The 15,886-nt window shown below is 56.0% G+C and carries 14 protein-coding genes and 6 tRNA genes; 19 read left to right on the top strand and 1 reads right to left on the bottom strand.

What is annotated here, in order from left to right:
• Nucleotides 1-64 precede the first annotated feature (64 nt).
• The 7 genes from asnB to ACGS9J_RS07025 all read left to right on the top strand — a co-directional run bounded on the left by asnB (nt 65) and on the right by ACGS9J_RS07025 (nt 2,555).
• The gene (gene asnB, locus ACGS9J_RS07055) at nt 65-1,729 is read left to right on the top strand and encodes an asparagine synthase B (RefSeq protein ID WP_442230265.1); all 1,665 of its coding nucleotides are present in this window, start codon (nt 65-67) and stop codon (nt 1,727-1,729) included.
• 220 nt (nt 1,730-1,949) lie between these two features.
• Nucleotides 1,950-2,026: transfer RNA gene (locus tag ACGS9J_RS07050), tRNA-Met, on the top strand.
• An 8-nt stretch (nt 2,027-2,034) separates the two neighbouring features.
• Nucleotides 2,035-2,119: transfer RNA gene (locus tag ACGS9J_RS07045), tRNA-Leu, on the top strand.
• A gap of 30 nt (nt 2,120-2,149) precedes the next feature.
• Nucleotides 2,150-2,224 (top strand) — tRNA-Gln (locus ACGS9J_RS07040).
• Nucleotides 2,225-2,269: 45 nt separating this feature from the next.
• Nucleotides 2,270-2,344, top strand: a tRNA-Gln gene (locus ACGS9J_RS07035).
• A 40-nt stretch (nt 2,345-2,384) separates the two neighbouring features.
• Nucleotides 2,385-2,461, top strand: a tRNA-Met gene (locus ACGS9J_RS07030).
• Between the two features lie 19 nt (nt 2,462-2,480).
• Nucleotides 2,481-2,555: transfer RNA gene (locus ACGS9J_RS07025), tRNA-Gln, on the top strand.
• Nucleotides 2,556-2,661: 106 nt separating this feature from the next.
• Here ACGS9J_RS07025 and ubiF read toward each other — a convergent pair.
• Entirely contained in the window at nt 2,662-3,843 is a 1,182-nt protein-coding gene (ubiF, locus tag ACGS9J_RS07020) for a 3-demethoxyubiquinol 3-hydroxylase (protein WP_442230264.1), read from the bottom strand.
• 196 nt (nt 3,844-4,039) lie between these two features.
• Between ubiF and miaB the strand changes: the two genes are divergently transcribed.
• The 12 genes from miaB to ACGS9J_RS06960 all read left to right on the top strand — a co-directional run bounded on the left by miaB (nt 4,040) and on the right by ACGS9J_RS06960 (nt 15,839).
• The gene (gene miaB / locus ACGS9J_RS07015) at nt 4,040-5,464 is read left to right on the top strand and encodes a tRNA (N6-isopentenyl adenosine(37)-C2)-methylthiotransferase MiaB (RefSeq protein ID WP_442230263.1); all 1,425 of its coding nucleotides are present in this window, start codon (nt 4,040-4,042) and stop codon (nt 5,462-5,464) included.
• 133 nt (nt 5,465-5,597) lie between these two features.
• Nucleotides 5,598-5,933 (top strand): zinc ribbon domain-containing protein YjdM, encoded by a 336-nt coding sequence (locus ACGS9J_RS07010; RefSeq protein ID WP_442230262.1) that lies wholly within the window; start codon nt 5,598-5,600, stop codon nt 5,931-5,933.
• 215 nt (nt 5,934-6,148) lie between these two features.
• The gene (locus ACGS9J_RS07005; RefSeq protein WP_442230261.1) at nt 6,149-7,204 is read left to right on the top strand and encodes a PhoH family protein; all 1,056 of its coding nucleotides are present in this window, start codon (nt 6,149-6,151) and stop codon (nt 7,202-7,204) included.
• Complete coding sequence (gene ybeY / locus ACGS9J_RS07000; protein ID WP_020825630.1) at nt 7,201-7,674, top strand: rRNA maturation RNase YbeY; 474 nt, start codon at nt 7,201-7,203, stop codon at nt 7,672-7,674. Before ACGS9J_RS07005 ends, ybeY begins: the two co-directional genes overlap by 4 nt.
• Nucleotides 7,675-7,758: 84 nt before the next feature.
• Nucleotides 7,759-8,637, top strand: coding sequence for a CNNM family magnesium/cobalt transport protein CorC (gene corC / locus ACGS9J_RS06995; RefSeq protein ID WP_442230260.1), 879 nt, complete (start codon nt 7,759-7,761; stop codon nt 8,635-8,637).
• 7 nt (nt 8,638-8,644) lie between these two features.
• A complete protein-coding gene (lnt, locus tag ACGS9J_RS06990; RefSeq protein WP_442230259.1) occupies nt 8,645-10,174 on the top strand; it encodes an apolipoprotein N-acyltransferase in 1,530 nt (509 codons plus the stop codon).
• A gap of 408 nt (nt 10,175-10,582) precedes the next feature.
• Entirely contained in the window at nt 10,583-11,479 is an 897-nt protein-coding gene (locus tag ACGS9J_RS06985; RefSeq protein WP_442230258.1) for an amino acid ABC transporter substrate-binding protein, read from the top strand.
• 206 nt (nt 11,480-11,685) lie between these two features.
• The gene (locus tag ACGS9J_RS06980; RefSeq protein WP_135315504.1) at nt 11,686-12,426 is read left to right on the top strand and encodes an amino acid ABC transporter permease; all 741 of its coding nucleotides are present in this window, start codon (nt 11,686-11,688) and stop codon (nt 12,424-12,426) included.
• Nucleotides 12,426-13,100, top strand: coding sequence for a glutamate/aspartate ABC transporter permease GltK (gene gltK, locus ACGS9J_RS06975; RefSeq protein ID WP_442230257.1), 675 nt, complete (start codon nt 12,426-12,428; stop codon nt 13,098-13,100). Before ACGS9J_RS06980 ends, gltK begins: the two co-directional genes overlap by 1 nt.
• Nucleotides 13,100-13,825 (top strand): amino acid ABC transporter ATP-binding protein, encoded by a 726-nt coding sequence (locus ACGS9J_RS06970; RefSeq protein WP_020825626.1) that lies wholly within the window; start codon nt 13,100-13,102, stop codon nt 13,823-13,825. The genes gltK and ACGS9J_RS06970 overlap by 1 nt, the downstream gene beginning before the upstream one ends.
• Nucleotides 13,826-14,067: 242 nt before the next feature.
• Entirely contained in the window at nt 14,068-15,000 is a 933-nt protein-coding gene (gene rihA / locus ACGS9J_RS06965) for a pyrimidine-specific ribonucleoside hydrolase RihA (protein WP_442230256.1), read from the top strand.
• Between the two features lie 140 nt (nt 15,001-15,140).
• The gene (locus tag ACGS9J_RS06960) at nt 15,141-15,839 is read left to right on the top strand and encodes an FMN-dependent NADH-azoreductase (RefSeq protein WP_442230255.1); all 699 of its coding nucleotides are present in this window, start codon (nt 15,141-15,143) and stop codon (nt 15,837-15,839) included.
• The last annotated feature ends 47 nt before the right edge of the window (nt 15,840-15,886 follow it).

The raw sequence follows: 15,886 nt of genomic DNA, 5'->3' as shown, positions 1-15,886 counted from the left end.
CCATGTTGCCTATAACAGCAAATACAACATCACAGTCTAAAAAAGTCGTTAGGAGAGTCGGTATATGTGTTCTATTTTCGGTGTGCTCGATCTGAAGTCCGATCCCGTTGAACTGCGTAAGAAAGCGCTGGAGCTGTCCCGTCTGATGCGCCACCGCGGCCCGGATTGGTCCGGTGTTTACGCCAGCGATAAAGCCATTCTGGTGCATGAGCGCCTGTCGATTGTCGACGTCAACAATGGCGCCCAACCGCTGTACAACGCTGCGCACACCCACGTTCTGGCCGTTAACGGCGAGATCTACAACCATCAGGCGCTGCGTCAGCAATTCAGCGATCGCTACGCATTCCAGACCGGTTCCGACTGTGAAGTGATCCTGGCGCTGTACCAGGAGAAAGGCCCTGACTTCCTCGACGAGCTGCAAGGCATGTTCGCCTTCGCGCTGTACGATTCAGAGAAAGATGCTTACCTGATTGGCCGCGACCATCTGGGTATTATCCCGCTGTACATGGGTCACGACGAATTCGGCAACCTGTATGTCGCGTCTGAAATGAAAGCGCTGGTACCGGTTTGCCGCACGATCAAAGAATTCCCGGCAGGCAGCTACCTGTGGAGCCAGGACGGTGAGATCCGCGAATACTACCAGCGTGACTGGTTCGATTACGACAACGTTAAAGACAACGTGACCGACGCCAATGCCCTGCGCAACGCGCTGGAAGACTCGGTGAAAAGCCATTTGATGTCCGACGTGCCTTACGGCGTGCTGCTGTCTGGCGGCCTGGACTCTTCAGTGATCTCGGCCATTACCAAGAAATACGCGGCACGCCGTGTAGAAGATCAAGAACGCAGCGAAGCCTGGTGGCCGCAGTTGCACTCCTTTGCCGTCGGTCTGGAAGGTTCACCGGATCTGCGCGCCGCGCAGGAAGTGGCTAACCATCTGGGTACCGTGCACCATGAAATCCACTTCACCGTGCAGGAAGGTCTGGACGCCATTCGCGACGTGATTTATCACATCGAAACCTATGACGTCACCACCATTCGCGCCTCCACCCCAATGTACCTGATGTCGCGCAAGATTAAGGCGATGGGCATCAAGATGGTGCTGTCTGGCGAGGGTGCGGACGAAGTGTTCGGTGGCTACCTGTACTTCCACAAGGCACCGGATGCCCGCGAGTTCCATGACGAAACCGTGCGTAAACTGTTAGCGCTGCATATGTTTGACTGCGCGCGAGCCAACAAGGCAATGTCCGCCTGGGGCGTAGAAGCCCGCGTGCCCTTCCTGGATAAAAAATTCCTCGACGTGGCGATGCGCCTCAACCCGAAAGACAAAATGTGCGGCAATGGCAAAATGGAAAAACATATCCTGCGTGAATGTTTTGAATCCTATCTGCCGGCCAGCGTGGCCTGGCGCCAGAAAGAGCAGTTCTCCGACGGCGTGGGCTACAGCTGGATCGACACGCTGAAAGAAGTCGCTGCCAAGCAGATCAGCGATCAACAGCTTGAAACCGCACGTTTCCGTTTCCCGTACAACACGCCAAGCTCCAAAGAAGGCTACCTGTATCGCGAAATCTTTGAAGAGCTGTTCCCACTGCCAAGCGCGGCCGAATGTGTGCCTGGCGGCCCGTCAGTGGCCTGCTCTTCAGCCAAAGCCATCGAATGGGACGAGTCATTCAAAAAGATGGACGATCCTTCTGGTCGTGCAGTAGGCGTTCACCAGTCAGCCTACAAATAATCGTCCGACGTTTTATTCCCTGGGCGGGCCTTCGGGCCCGCCTTTTTGTTGATGTTTTCAACCATTAATTGCCCGAATTGATGCTTTTATCGCCATACTGTTCACAACCCAGACAAACAACACATTCGGTCGCTTTTTCGGGAAAAAACTTGTTGACGCAAAACGGCCATATACGCATAATGCGCCCCGCAACGCCGATGAAGGTTGCGCGAAAAAAGATGGCTACGTAGCTCAGCTGGTTAGAGCACATCACTCATAATGATGGGGTCACAGGTTCAAATCCCGTCGTAGCCACCATCTTTTTTGCGGGAGTGGCGAAATTGGTAGACGCACTAGATTTAGGTTCTAGCGCCGCAAGGTGTGCGAGTTCAAGTCTCGCCTCCCGCACCATTTCTTTTCATCGTAGTTGCAGGCATCTGATGGGGTATCGCCAAGCGGTAAGGCACTGGTTTTTGATACCAGCATACCCTGGTTCGAATCCAGGTACCCCAGCCATTTTTTAAATGGTTTGATGCTGCAAAAAAAAGTTAAATATGTTGATGGGGTATCGCCAAGCGGTAAGGCACTGGTTTTTGATACCAGCATTCCCTGGTTCGAATCCAGGTACCCCAGCCATACCAACATCGTTGACTTTAAAGGTAAAATATCGAAAAATGGCTACGTAGCTCAGCTGGTTAGAGCACATCACTCATAATGATGGGGTCACAGGTTCAAATCCCGTCGTAGCCACCATATTTTACTGTTACACCATTGGGGTGTCGCCAAGCGGTAAGGCTCTGGTTTCTGATACCAGCATACCCAGGTTCGAATCCTGGCACCCCAGCCACATTTAGAAAAGCCCGCTTCGGCGGGCTTTTTGCTATTCAGAATTCGGCAAAATCGAGCTGATTCGGGCGCAACATGCAGCGCCCCTTTGGCAGATACGGCCTCGACTACAGCCCCAGTGCGTATTTCAACGCATGCTCCTTCAACTTGCCTGCCCGCTGGGCCGCCATCAATGCAATATTGCGCGCCACGCAAAGCGGCGACAAATTATTGCTGAAAGCGGTATAAAACAGATCCATGCCGCTTTGCATCAGCAGGTTATCGGTACGACGACGACGCTGATAACGCATCAACACCGCTTCGCTGCTCCAGTCTTCGCCCAGTTCTCGTGCATCGCACACTACCGCCTGCAAGGCTTCCACATCGCGATAGCCCAGATTAACCCCCTGCCCGGCCAGCGGATTGATGGTATGTGCCGCGTCACCGAGCAACACCAGTCCCGGCAACACATAACGTTGCGCATGGCGGCGTGCCAGCGGGAAAGATCCGGCCGCATGGACTTTCACTTCCCCCAGACGCGCAGGGAAGGCTTCGGCGATTTCCTTCTCAAGCTGCGCCGGCGGCATCGCTTGTAACTGACGGATGCGTTGCGGGCTGTCGTACCACACCAGCGAAGCCCATTGATCATACAGCGGCAGGAAAGCTCGGGGGCCGGAAGGGAAAAACTGCTGCCAGGTCGTATCTTGCTGCGGCGCACCGGTATCGACGGTGATCAACATGCAGGACTGGCGATACTGCCAGCCACTGGTGCCGATAGCCGCCAGATTACGCACCTGCGAGTTCGCACCATCGGCGCCTACCACCAGACGCGCCTGCAGCGTCTCTGAGGAGTCCAGCGTCACTTGCCAATGGTCTTCGGCTCGTTGCAGCGAACGCAGCCTGGCGGGGCAGCAGAGCGTCAGATTGTCGCACTGCTCCAGTTGCTGCCACAGCGCCAGCTGCAGGAGACGGTTTTCCACCATGAAACCCAGTTCCGGCAGGCCGAGCGAAGTGGCGTCAAACGCCACCCGTGAAGAGGCCCACTCCCAGGTTTCCAATCGGCGATAAGGTGCCGAGCGCATCGCTTGCACTGCCGGCCAGGCACCAAGTTGCTTGAGCAGCCCCACCGAGGTGCAGCCAATCGCGGAAATGCGCAGATCCGGCGGGCTTTGCGCATCGAACGCCTGCGGCGCCTGATGTTCCAGCAGTGCCACCGACCAACCGGCCTGTGCCAGCCCCAATGCGGCGGCCGCGCCGACCATCCCGCCCCCTACCACCACGGCGTCATACCGTTTTTGAGATATGTTCATATTGGCTATGTTTTCTTAGTAAATTATCGCCATTCCCACCGGCATGGCGTTTGGCATCAGTGTAACGGATTTTTAATTTGGCTTCAGGTCGCATGCCGTTTTCCCCGCGCTGGTCACAACGGCGGCAAATGTTTACAATAAGCGCCCTGCATGTCGCGTATCGCAACTTTCGTCCGCACTGAGTAATGGCAAGTCAATGACCAAAAAACTACATATCAAAACCTGGGGCTGCCAGATGAATGAATACGATTCATCAAAAATGGCGGACTTACTGGGAAGCACACACGGTTACCAATGGACCGACAACGCTGAAGAAGCGGACGTGCTGCTGCTGAATACCTGCTCGATCCGCGAGAAAGCGCAGGAAAAAGTTTTCGCCATGTTAGGGCGCTGGAAACTGCTGAAAGAAAAGAACCCGGCGCTGATCATCGGCGTGGGCGGTTGCGTGGCTTCGCAGGAAGGCGAACACATTTGCAGTCGTGCGCCTTGCGTCGACGTCGTGTTTGGGCCGCAGACCCTGCACCGCCTGCCGGAAATGCTCAACCACGTGCAGGGCACCCGCAGCCCGATCGTCGACATCAGTTTCCCGGAGATCGAAAAATTCGACCGTCTGCCGGAACCGCGCGCCGAAGGCCCGACCGCCTTTGTCTCCATCATGGAAGGCTGCAACAAGTACTGCACCTTCTGCGTGGTGCCTTATACCCGCGGTGAGGAAGTCAGCCGTCCAAGCGATGATGTGCTGTTCGAAGTCGCCCAATTGGCGGCGCAGGGCGTGCGGGAAGTCAATCTGCTCGGCCAGAACGTCAACGCCTACCGCGGCGCGACTTACGACGGTGGCATCTGCTCGTTTGCCGAACTGCTGCGCCTGGTGGCGGCCATCGACGGTATCGACCGCATCCGTTTCACCACCAGCCATCCGATTGAATTCACCGACGATATCATCGCGGTTTATGAAGATACTCCGGAGCTGGTGAGCTTCCTGCATCTGCCGGTACAGAGCGGTTCAGACCGTATACTGACCATGATGAAGCGCGCGCATACCGCGCTGGAATACAAAGCGATCATCCGCAAGCTGCGCAAGGCACGGCCGGACATCCAGCTCAGCTCCGATTTTATTATCGGCTTCCCGGGCGAAACCCAGGCCGACTTCGAGCAGACCATGAACCTGATTGCCGAGATTAACTTCGACACCAGCTTCAGCTTTATCTACTCGTCCCGCCCGGGCACACCGGCGGCCGATATGGTCGATGACGTCAGCGAAGACGAAAAGAAACAGCGTCTGTATATCCTGCAGGATCGCATCAACCAGCAAGTGCTGCAGTTCAGCCGCCGGATGCTCGGGACCGTGCAACGCATTCTGGTAGAAGGCACCTCGCGCAAAAGCGTGATGGAGCTAGCGGGCCGCACGGCCTGCAACCGCGTGGTGAACTTTGAAGGCACGCCGGATATGATCGGCCAGTTCGTTGATGTGGAAATCACCGAGGTTTTGACCAACACGCTGCGTGGCGCAGTGGTGCGTACCGAACAGCAGATGGACCTGCGCGTGCATGAATCCCCGCAGTCAGTCATCGCCCGAACCCGAAAAGAGAACGCGCTGGGCGTCGGCATTTATCAGCCCTGACGCCCTCTCCGCAGTGCTGTAAGCCGTGGCGCCCGACGCCACGTCAGCGATTATCCTTATGACTTATCAGCCGGGTCTCCATGCCCGGCCATTTTCTTTTTTTTTTATTTTTTTGATTAAGAGGCGACATAACATGCAACTCCCACACTGCCCGAAGTGCAACTCCGAATACACCTATCAGGACAATAACCTGTTTATCTGCCCTGAGTGCGCCCACGAGTGGAGCGACAGCGCGCCGGCAGACGACAGCGATGTGCTGATTGTCAAAGACGCCAATGGCAACCTGCTGGCCGACGGCGACGCCGTGACCGTCGTGAAAGACCTTAAGGTCAAAGGCAGCTCTTCCATGCTGAAAATTGGCACCAAGGTGAAAAACATCCGCCTGGTGGAAGGCGACCACAACATCGACTGCAAAATCGATGGCTTTGGCCCGATGAAGCTGAAATCCGAATTCGTGAAAAAGAACTGATCTCCAGCCCTTCATCCCCAAAGTATTACGCGGCTGTTTTGGCCGCGTTTTTCCTCCTTCGGCCCTTGAATTTCGCCGCCGACGCACAGATAGATCATGGGTAAACTTGCGCCAGTGCGGCGCACCATGAATAATTCAAGGTAGAGAGTTCAGGCTTGGCCCTGAATGCGCGTACCGAAAACCAACCAGGCCCGATATGAGCCTTGAGGAATAGTTTGAACGTCGCAACACAAGAAATTTTGTTAGAGCCGGCAGACAATAAGCGATTGCTCAGCCTGTGCGGCCCGTTTGATGACAATATCAAACAACTCGAACGCCGGTTGGGCATTGAGATCAACCGCCGTGACAACCGTTTCAAGCTGGTCGGCAAGAACCCGTGCGTGGTTGCCGCCGCCGATATCTTGCGTCATCTGTATGTGGACACCGCGCCGATTCGCGGCGTGATCCCGGATATCGACCCGGAACAGATCCATCTGGCCATCAAAGAAAGCCGGGTACTGGAGCAGGTTGCCGACAGCGTGCCGGATTACGGCAAGGCGGTGACCATCAAAACCAAACGCGGCATGGTGAAACCGCGTACGCCGAATCAGGCGCAATACATCGCCAATATTCTCGACCATGACATTACCTTCGGCATCGGCCCGGCCGGTACCGGCAAAACCTACCTGGCAGTCGCCGCCGCGGTGGACGCGCTGGAACGCCAGGAGATCCGCCGCATTCTGCTGACCCGTCCTGCGGTCGAGGCCGGCGAAAAGCTGGGCTTCCTGCCGGGGGATCTGAGCCAGAAGGTCGATCCTTACCTGCGTCCGCTGTATGACGCCCTGTTCGAAATGCTGGGCTTCGAGCGCGTAGAGAAACTGATCGAACGCAACGTGATTGAAGTCGCGCCGCTGGCCTATATGCGCGGCCGTACGTTGAACGACGCGTTTATCATCCTCGACGAAAGCCAGAACACCACCATCGAACAGATGAAGATGTTCCTGACGCGCATCGGCTTCAATTCCAAGGCCGTGATTACCGGCGACGTGACGCAGATAGATCTGCCGCGCAACCAAAAATCCGGTCTGCGCCATGCGGTGGAAGTGCTGTCGGACGTCGAAGAGCTGAGCTTCAACTTCTTCCATAGCGAAGACGTGGTACGCCATCCGGTGGTGGCCCGCGTGGTCATCGCCTATGAAGCCTGGGAAGCCGCCGAACAAAAACGCAAAGATGCGATTGCCGAACAACGTAAACGTGAGGCGAACATCGCCTCCGAGCAGGAGACACCATGAGTCAGGTGATTTTGGATCTGCAGATTGCCTGTGCAGACAGCAACGGCCTGCCGGATGAAGCCACCTTCCAGCGCTGGCTGGAAGGCGTGCTGCCGCAGTTTCAGGAAGAGGCCGAGGTCACCATTCGCCTGGTAGATGAAGCGGAAAGTAACGAGTTGAACCTGACCTATCGCGGCAAGGACAAACCGACCAACGTACTGTCCTTCCCGTTCGAAGCCCCCCCGGGTATCGAACTGCCGCTGCTGGGCGATTTGATCATCTGCCGTCAGGTAGTTGAACAGGAAGCGGTCGAGCAAGAGAAGGCGCTGGAGGCCCACTGGGCGCATATGGTTGTCCACGGCAGCCTTCATCTGCTAGGGTATGACCACATCGAAGACGATGAAGCCGAAGAAATGGAGTCTTTGGAAACCGAAATCATGCACGGCCTGGGTTATCCGGACCCGTACCTGGCGGAAAAAGACCCCCTCTGACGTCAGCTGATTTCCCCGCAGCCCCCGTATGGGGCTGCCGCTGACTCCCCTAACTCTGACATGAGTGATATTAACTAAAACGCCATGAGCGACGACCATTCACAAAGCAATGACAGCCCCAGTCCCAAGAAGGGGTTCTTTACTCTTATCCTTAACCAGCTGTTCCACGGCGAACCCAAAAACCGTGGCGATCTGGTAGAGCTGATCCGTGATTCCGAGCAAAACGACCTGATCGATCCCGATACCCGAGACATGCTGGAAGGCGTGATGGATATCGCCGAGCAGCGCGTGCGCGATATCATGATCCCGCGCTCCCAGATGGTGACGCTCAAGCGTAACCAAACACTGGAAGAGTGCCTGGACGTGATCATTGAATCCGCCCACTCGCGCTTCCCGGTGATCAGCGAAGATAAAGATCACATCGAAGGCATTCTGATGGCCAAGGATCTGCTGCCGTTTATGCGCGCGGAATCCGAGGATTTCAGCATCGACAAGGTGCTGCGCACCGCCGTGGTGGTGCCTGAAAGCAAGCGAGTAGACCGGATGCTGAAGGAGTTCCGCTCCCAGCGTTATCACATGGCGATTGTCATTGACGAGTTCGGCGGTGTGTCCGGCCTGGTCACCATCGAAGACATTCTGGAACTGATTGTCGGCGAAATCGAAGACGAATATGACGACGAAGACGATCTGGATATTCGTCAGCTCAGCCGCCATATGTATACCGTGCGTGCGCTGGCCCCGATTGAAGACTTCAATGAAGCCTTCGGCACCCACTTCAGCGACGACGAAGTCGACACCATCGGCGGCCTGGTGATGCAAGCCTTCGGTCACCTGCCTGCACGCGGGGAAACCATTGAAATCGAAGGTTACCTATTTAAAGTTGCGATGGCCGACAGTCGACGTATCATCCAGGTTCATGTAAAAATTCCGGACGATTCTCCGCAACCGAAACTGGAAGAATAAATCAAACATGGCTAAAGCCTCTTTCCTTGAACGCCAGTGGGTTCGCGCCCTACTGGCGCTGTTGACCGGCGCCAGCGGCACGCTGGCGTTTTCCCCTTACGATATCTGGCCGGCGGCCCTTGTCTCCCTGTTCGGCCTGTTGGCCGTGACCCTGAACCGCTCCACCAAACAGTCTGCCCAGTTGGGCTTTTGCTGGGGGTTCGGTCTGTTCGGCACGGGGATCAACTGGGTTTACGTCAGCATTGCCGACTTCGGCGGCATGCCGTTCTCGGTCAATATCTTCCTGGTGGTGTTGCTGGCCGCTTACCTGTCGCTGTATACCGGGCTGTTCGCCGGAGTCCTGGCGCGCCTGTGGCCAACCACCAGCTGGTATCGTTTGGCCATTGCCGCGCCCGCACTGTGGCAGGTCACCGAGTTTTTACGCGGCTGGGTGCTGACCGGTTTCCCTTGGTTGCAATTCGGCTACAGCCAGCTTAATGGCCCGCTGAAAGGCGTGGCGCCGCTGCTCGGGGTGGATACCATCACCTTTATGCTGATGGCGATCGCCGGGCTGCTGGTGTACGCCATCAATCAACGCCGCATCACGCCGGCGGTGGTTGCGGTCGCACTGCTGTTGCTGCCGTGGCCGCTGCGCCAGTTACACTGGTTTACTCCGCAACCGGACAAGGCGGTCAACGTCGCGATGGTGCAGGGCAATATCGCCCAGTCGATGAAGTGGGATCCGAAAGCGCTGGTCAGTACGCTGCAAACCTATCTGGACGAAACCCGTCCTTATATGGGCAAGGCACCGATCATCATCTGGCCGGAGTCCGCCATCCCGGATTATGAAGCCAGCCAGAACGGTTTCCTGACCATGATGGATGACCTGATGCGCGCCAAAAACAGCAGCCTGATCACCGGCATCGTTGACGTGCGCGCCACGCCGCAAGGCCAGCAAATCTACAACAGCGCCATCGTGTTGGGTGAGCCGACGCCGTACGTCTATCCGGCCAAAGACCGCTACAACAAGCACCATCTGGTGCCGTTTGGCGAGTTTGTGCCGCTGGAAACACTGCTGCGCCCGCTGGCCCCCTTCTTCGACTTGCCGATGTCCTCGTTCAGCCGCGGCGATTACGTCCAGCCACAGCTCAGCGTGAAGGGGTATAACCTGACGGCGGCGATCTGTTATGAGATTGTGCTCGGCCAACAGGTGCGCGATAACTTCCGCCCGGATACCAACTTCCTGTTAACCATCTCCAATGATGCCTGGTTCGGCCACTCCATCGGCCCGTGGCAGCACTTCCAGATGGCGCGCATGCGTGCGCTGGAGCTGGGTCGCCCGCTGTTGCGCAGCACCAACAACGGCGTCACCGCCGCGGTGGATGCCAACGGTGAGGTGATAGCCGAGATCCCTCAGTTCACCCGCAAGGTGCTGGAAGTGAAAATCACGCCAACCACCGGCATAACGCCGTATGCCCGTTTTGGTGCCATCCCCTTGTGGATCATCACTTTGCTACTCGGCGGCCTGGCGCTGGTCCTCGGCCTGCGTCGTAAGTAATCTCCGGGGCGCTGCCCGTCAGCGCCCCGCTTTCCTCCCCCCGGCATTTCAAATCACAATATCCCGCTCGGCTGGCATAAATCATCGCCAAATCAATGCTTCTGGCACACTCCTTGCTTTAATTACCCTGTTATAGAAAGCCGATTTACTTTTACTGACGTTTTGTCGCACCTGCGCACAACTCAAGAGCATGACCGGCACCATAAAGGTGCTCTGGGGTTTTGTTGCATTAATTTGGTGCGCGTGGCGTCTCAAAAAAAGAAACATTTTAGTTTCAATCCATTCACAATCGGCTATTTTCTAACGGTTATGTGTTCTAAGACTATCTTTATACTTGAGCAATAAATCTCCATTTAGAATCTGATGCTCTTTGAATTTGAGCCACCACAACAGCAAAGGAGTTGGACCATGCAAATGCGTAAATTGGCGTTATCGTTACTGCTGATCGGTATCGCAGGTAACGTAGCCCATGCGGAAGAACTGACCGGGACGCTGAAGAAAATCAAAGACAACGGCGTGATCGTTGTCGGCCACCGCGAATCGTCAGTGCCGTTCTCCTACTACGACAACCAGCAAAAAGTTGTGGGCTACTCCCAGGACTACTCCAACCAAATCGTTGAAGCAGTTAAGAAAAAACTGAACGCGCCGGATCTGCAGGTCAAAATGTTGCCGATCACCTCACAGAACCGTATTCCCCTGCTGCAAAACGGCACCTTCGACTTCGAATGCGGCTCGACCACCAACAACCTCGAGCGCCAGAAACAGGCCGCCTTCTCCGACACCATTTTCGTGGTCGGTACCCGCCTGCTGGTGAAGAAAGGCTCTGACGTCAAAGACTTCAAGGATCTGGCCGGTAAACCGGTCGTGGTCACTTCAGGCACTACGTCGGAAGTGCTGCTGAATAAATTGAACGACACCGGCAAGATGAACATGCGCATCATCAGCGCCAAAGACCATGGCGACTCATTCCGCACCCTGGAAAGCGGTCGCGCAGTGGCCTTTATGATGGATGACGCCCTGCTGGCGGGTGAACGCGCGAAAGCGAAGAAGCCGGACCAATGGGAAATCCTGGGCACGCCGCAGTCGAAAGAAGCCTACGGTTGTATGCTGCGCAAAGACGATGCTGAGTTCAAGAAACTGGTCGATGACACCATCGCTCAGGCTCAAACTTCAGGTGAGGCGACAAAATGGTTTGATAAGTGGTTCAAACAGCCTATCCCACCGAAGAACCTCAACATGAACTTCGAACTGTCTGATGACATGAAGCAACTGTTCAAAGAACCTAACGATAAAGCACTGAACTAATAGAACAAGAGCTGGGGCGGCCACCAGGCCAAACCAGCCCTGATGATGACTGGGACAGACAGGAATACGGGAGGCCGTTCCCCTCCCGTATTTTCCCCCTGGTGCACCTGCCCGCACACATAAGTCAGCCCGACTGGCTGCGGCGCCCTCGGCGTTGAATAGTCATCAATCTTTAGGCGCTCTGCGCCCGCTTAACGGAGTTTGTTATGTCAATAGATTGGAACTGGGGTATCTTCCTGCAGCAGGCCCCGTTTGGGAATACGACCTACCTCGGCTGGATTTGGTCCGGCTTTCAGGTCACGGTCGCCCTCTCCGTCTGTGCATGGATTATCGCTTTCTTTGTCGGTTCGCTATTCGGTATTTTGCGTACCGTACCCAACCGCTTTCTTTCCACCCTCGGCACCTGCTACGTCGAACTGTTCCGTAACGTGCCGCTGATTGTGCAATTCTTTACCTGGTATCTGGTGATCCCGGAACTGCTGCCGGCGAATATCGGCATGTGGTTCAAAACCGAACTCGATCCTAACGTGCAGTTCTTTGTTTCCTCGATGCTGTGCCTTGGGCTGTTTACCGCCGCCCGCGTGTGCGAGCAGGTTCGTGCCGCCATTCAGTCACTGCCGCGCGGTCAAAGAGCTGCCGGGCTGGCGATGGGGCTGACGCTGCCGCAAACCTATCGCTACGTGCTGTTGCCGAACGCCTACCGGGTGATTGTGCCGCCGATGACCTCGGAAATGCTCAACCTGGTAAAAAACTCCGCCATCGCTTCCACTATCGGGCTGGTCGACATGGCTGCCCAGGCCGGCAAACTGCTGGACTACTCTGCGCATGCCTATGAATCCTTTACCGCGATTACGCTGGCCTATATCGCCATCAACGCCGTGATCATGCTGTTTATGCGGCTGGTAGAGAGAAAAGTGCAGTTGCCCGGCAATATGGGGAGTAAATAATGTACGAATTTGACTGGGCATCGATTGTCCCAAGCTTCCCTTATCTGCTGCAGGGTCTGTTAATCACGCTGAAGATCACCGTGACCGCCATCGTCTTCGGTATCCTCTGGGGAACCCTTTTGGCGGTGATGCGTTTGTCGCCAATCAAGCCAATCAGCTGGTTCGCCGCCCTGTACGTCAACCTGTTCCGCTCGGTGCCACTGGTGATGGTGCTGCTGTGGTTCTATCTGGTGGTTCCAAGCTTATTACAACAGGTTCTAGGCCTGTCGCCGAAAACCGATATTCGCCTGATCTCGGCTATGGTAGCCTTTTCCCTGTTTGAAGCGGCCTATTACTCGGAAATTATCCGCGCCGGTATCATCAGCATCTCACGCGGCCAGTCCTCCGCCGCACTGGCGCTGGGTATGACCCAGTGGCAGTCAATGAAGCTGGTGATCCTGCCGCAGGCGTTCCGCGCCATGGTTCCGCTGCTGCTGACCCAGGGCATTGTACTGTTCCAGGATACCTCCCTGGTGTACGTACTGAGCCTGGCTGACTTCTTCCGTACCGCCTCAACCATCGGCGAGCGCGACGGCACCCAGGTCGAAATGATCCTGTTTGCCGGCTTTGTCTACTTTGTTATCAGTCTCGCCGCCTCGGCGCTGGTAAGCTATTTGAAGAAAAGGACTGTTTGATGATATCCCTGAAAAATGTTTCTAAGTGGTACGGTCACTTTCAGGTTCTGACCGATTGCACCACCGAAGTCAAAAAAGGTGAGGTGGTGGTGGTCTGCGGTCCTTCAGGCTCGGGCAAGTCCACCCTGATCAAAACCGTCAACGGTCTGGAGCCGATCCAGCAGGGCAATATCCTGGTGAACGGCACCCCGGTCAACGACAAGAAAACCAATCTGGCGCAGCTGCGTTCCAAGGTCGGCATGGTGTTCCAACACTTTGAACTGTTCCCGCATCTGTCGATCATCGATAACCTGACGCTGGCGCAGGTGAAAGTGCTTAAGCGCGATAAAGACGCCTCTCGCGAGAAAGGCCTGAAGTTGCTGGAGCGCGTCGGCCTGACCGCCCATGCCAACAAGTTCCCCGGCCAGCTTTCCGGCGGCCAGCAGCAACGTGTGGCTATCGCCCGAGCACTGTGCATGGATCCTATCGCCATGCTGTTCGATGAACCCACTTCCGCTCTCGATCCGGAAATGATCAACGAAGTACTGGACGTCATGGTCGAACTGGCGAACGAAGGCATGACCATGATGGTGGTGACCCACGAGATGGGCTTTGCCCGCAAGGTGGCGAACCGGGTGATCTTTATGGATGAAGGCAAAATCGTCGAAGACCGCAATAAAGACGATTTCTTCAACAACCCTGAGTCTGAGCGCGCCAAAGACTTCCTGGCAAAAATCCTGCACTAATGAGTCCCCTGCGCCCCACCCGGGGCGCAGTTTCATTCCCTCTCCCGGCACTAAAAGCGCTTGTTTCTCCCCGATTTTGATCCGATGCTCACCTCATAACTCTACCCTATGGCTTTCAAGTTGCAGCTAGGCGACCAGCTCGCTCATCCCCAGGCGCTTACTTTAGTAAGTAACTGGGGTGAGCGAGTGCAGTTAACAACGCTGCGGCTTGAAAGACGACGGGTAAAAATGAGGAGATAAACATGCCCCACCCTATCATTATCGATTGCGATCCTGGCCTGGACGATGCCATTGCCCTTGCCATGGCGCTGAGTTCACCAGAGCTGGAAGTTAAAGCCATCACCACCTCCGCCGGCAACCAGACGCCGGAGAAAACCCTGCATAATGCGCTCGGCTTGCTGACGTTGATGAAACGTGAAGACATTCCCGTCGCTGCCGGTGCCGCCGCGCCGTTAATGCGAGAACTGGTGATTGCCGATTACGTTCACGGCAAAACCGGCATGGGCAATACCCATCTGCCAACACCGACCATTGAGCCGGTGGCGCAAACCGCCGTGGAACTGATCGCCAGCCTGCTACGCAGCAGTCCGGAGCCGATCACGTTGGTGGTCACCGGCCCCATGACCAATATCGCCCTGCTGTTGGCCCAACACCCTGAGCTGAAAGGTAACATTGAACGCATCGTATTTATGGGGGGAGGCATGAATGCCGGCAACACCACCCCGGTGGCGGAGTTCAACATCTTCGTCGATCCCGAAGCCGCCGAAATGGTGCTGAAATCCGGCGTGCCGCTGACCATGGCCGGGCTGAACGTGACCCACCAGGCGCTGGTGCTGCCACAGGATATCGAACGCATTCGCCGGATAAACAACCCGGTGGCGCAGGCGGTGGCCGAAATGCTCGATTTTTACCTGCCGCTGTACCTCAGCCATCCGCGCGGGCTGCCGGGCGCGGCGATGCACGATCCTTGCACCATCGCCTGGCTGTTGGCGCCACAGCTGTTTAGCAGCATCGAACGCTGGGTCGGCGTGGAAACCCAAGGGGAATACACCCTCGGTATGACCGTCGTGGATATCTTCGGCCAGAACGGCAAACCGGCCAACGTAGAAGTGCTGACCGGTATTGATCGTGAAGGCTTTATCGATCTGCTGGCCGAACGTGTAGCGCGTTACTGATCCGAGGAACCCGCCTAACGTTCAATATTTTTGATTTAACTCAGCGAATTTTTACGCTATCACTGGCCCAGGCTTGCCTCTAAGATGCTGTTAAACGCACAGCATCGCTGACACCTTAGACCAAGCCTGGAGATAGCCCAATGAGTCGTATACTGGTCCTGAAATCAAGTATCCTGGGTGATTACTCCCAGTCTGGAAAATTAGTCGATTTTTTTGTTCAACAGTGGCGTGAAGCGCACCCAAGCGACAGCTTTACGGTTCGCGATTTGGCCAACCCGACTCTGCCTGAGCTGGATGGCGAAGTGATTGGCGGGTTTAGCGCCGGTGACAAACCTTTAACGCCGCATCAGCAAGCGACGCTGGCACTTTCCGATGAGCTGATTGCCGAGCTGAAATCGCACGACACCATTATCATCAGCGCGCCAATGTACAACTTCAACATTCCGACGCAGTTGAAAATCTATTTCGACCTGGTGGCGCGTGCCGGCCAAACCTTCCGTTACACCTCCGAAGGTTCTGAAGGCCTGGTTACCGGCAAGAAAGCGATAGTGATTTCCAGCCGCGGCGGTATCCACGCCGATACGCCAACCGATCTGATCACGCCTTACCTGAAGCTGTTCTTGGGGTTTATCGGCATTACCGACGTCGAGTTCGTGCTGGCGGAGGGCTTTGCTTATGGGCCGGAAGCGGCGGAAAAAACCGCGCAGGAAAGTCGCATCGCCGTGGCGCAGAAAGTACCTGCGACGCTGTCCACCGCCCCCGCCGGCCCGTCTGAAGTGACAACGGCCCCGGCCAACGGCGGCTTTCTCAGCAACTTGATGAAAAAACTGTTCGGATAACGACAGCGCCCCTGCCCTGACCTTTTCTGGCAGAGAGGACAGGGCGC

Source organism: Serratia quinivorans (assembly GCF_052113645.1).
In the GTDB taxonomy this organism is placed as follows: domain Bacteria; phylum Pseudomonadota; class Gammaproteobacteria; order Enterobacterales; family Enterobacteriaceae; genus Serratia; species Serratia quinivorans_B.
This window is presented reverse-complemented; position numbering and strand designations above follow the sequence as displayed.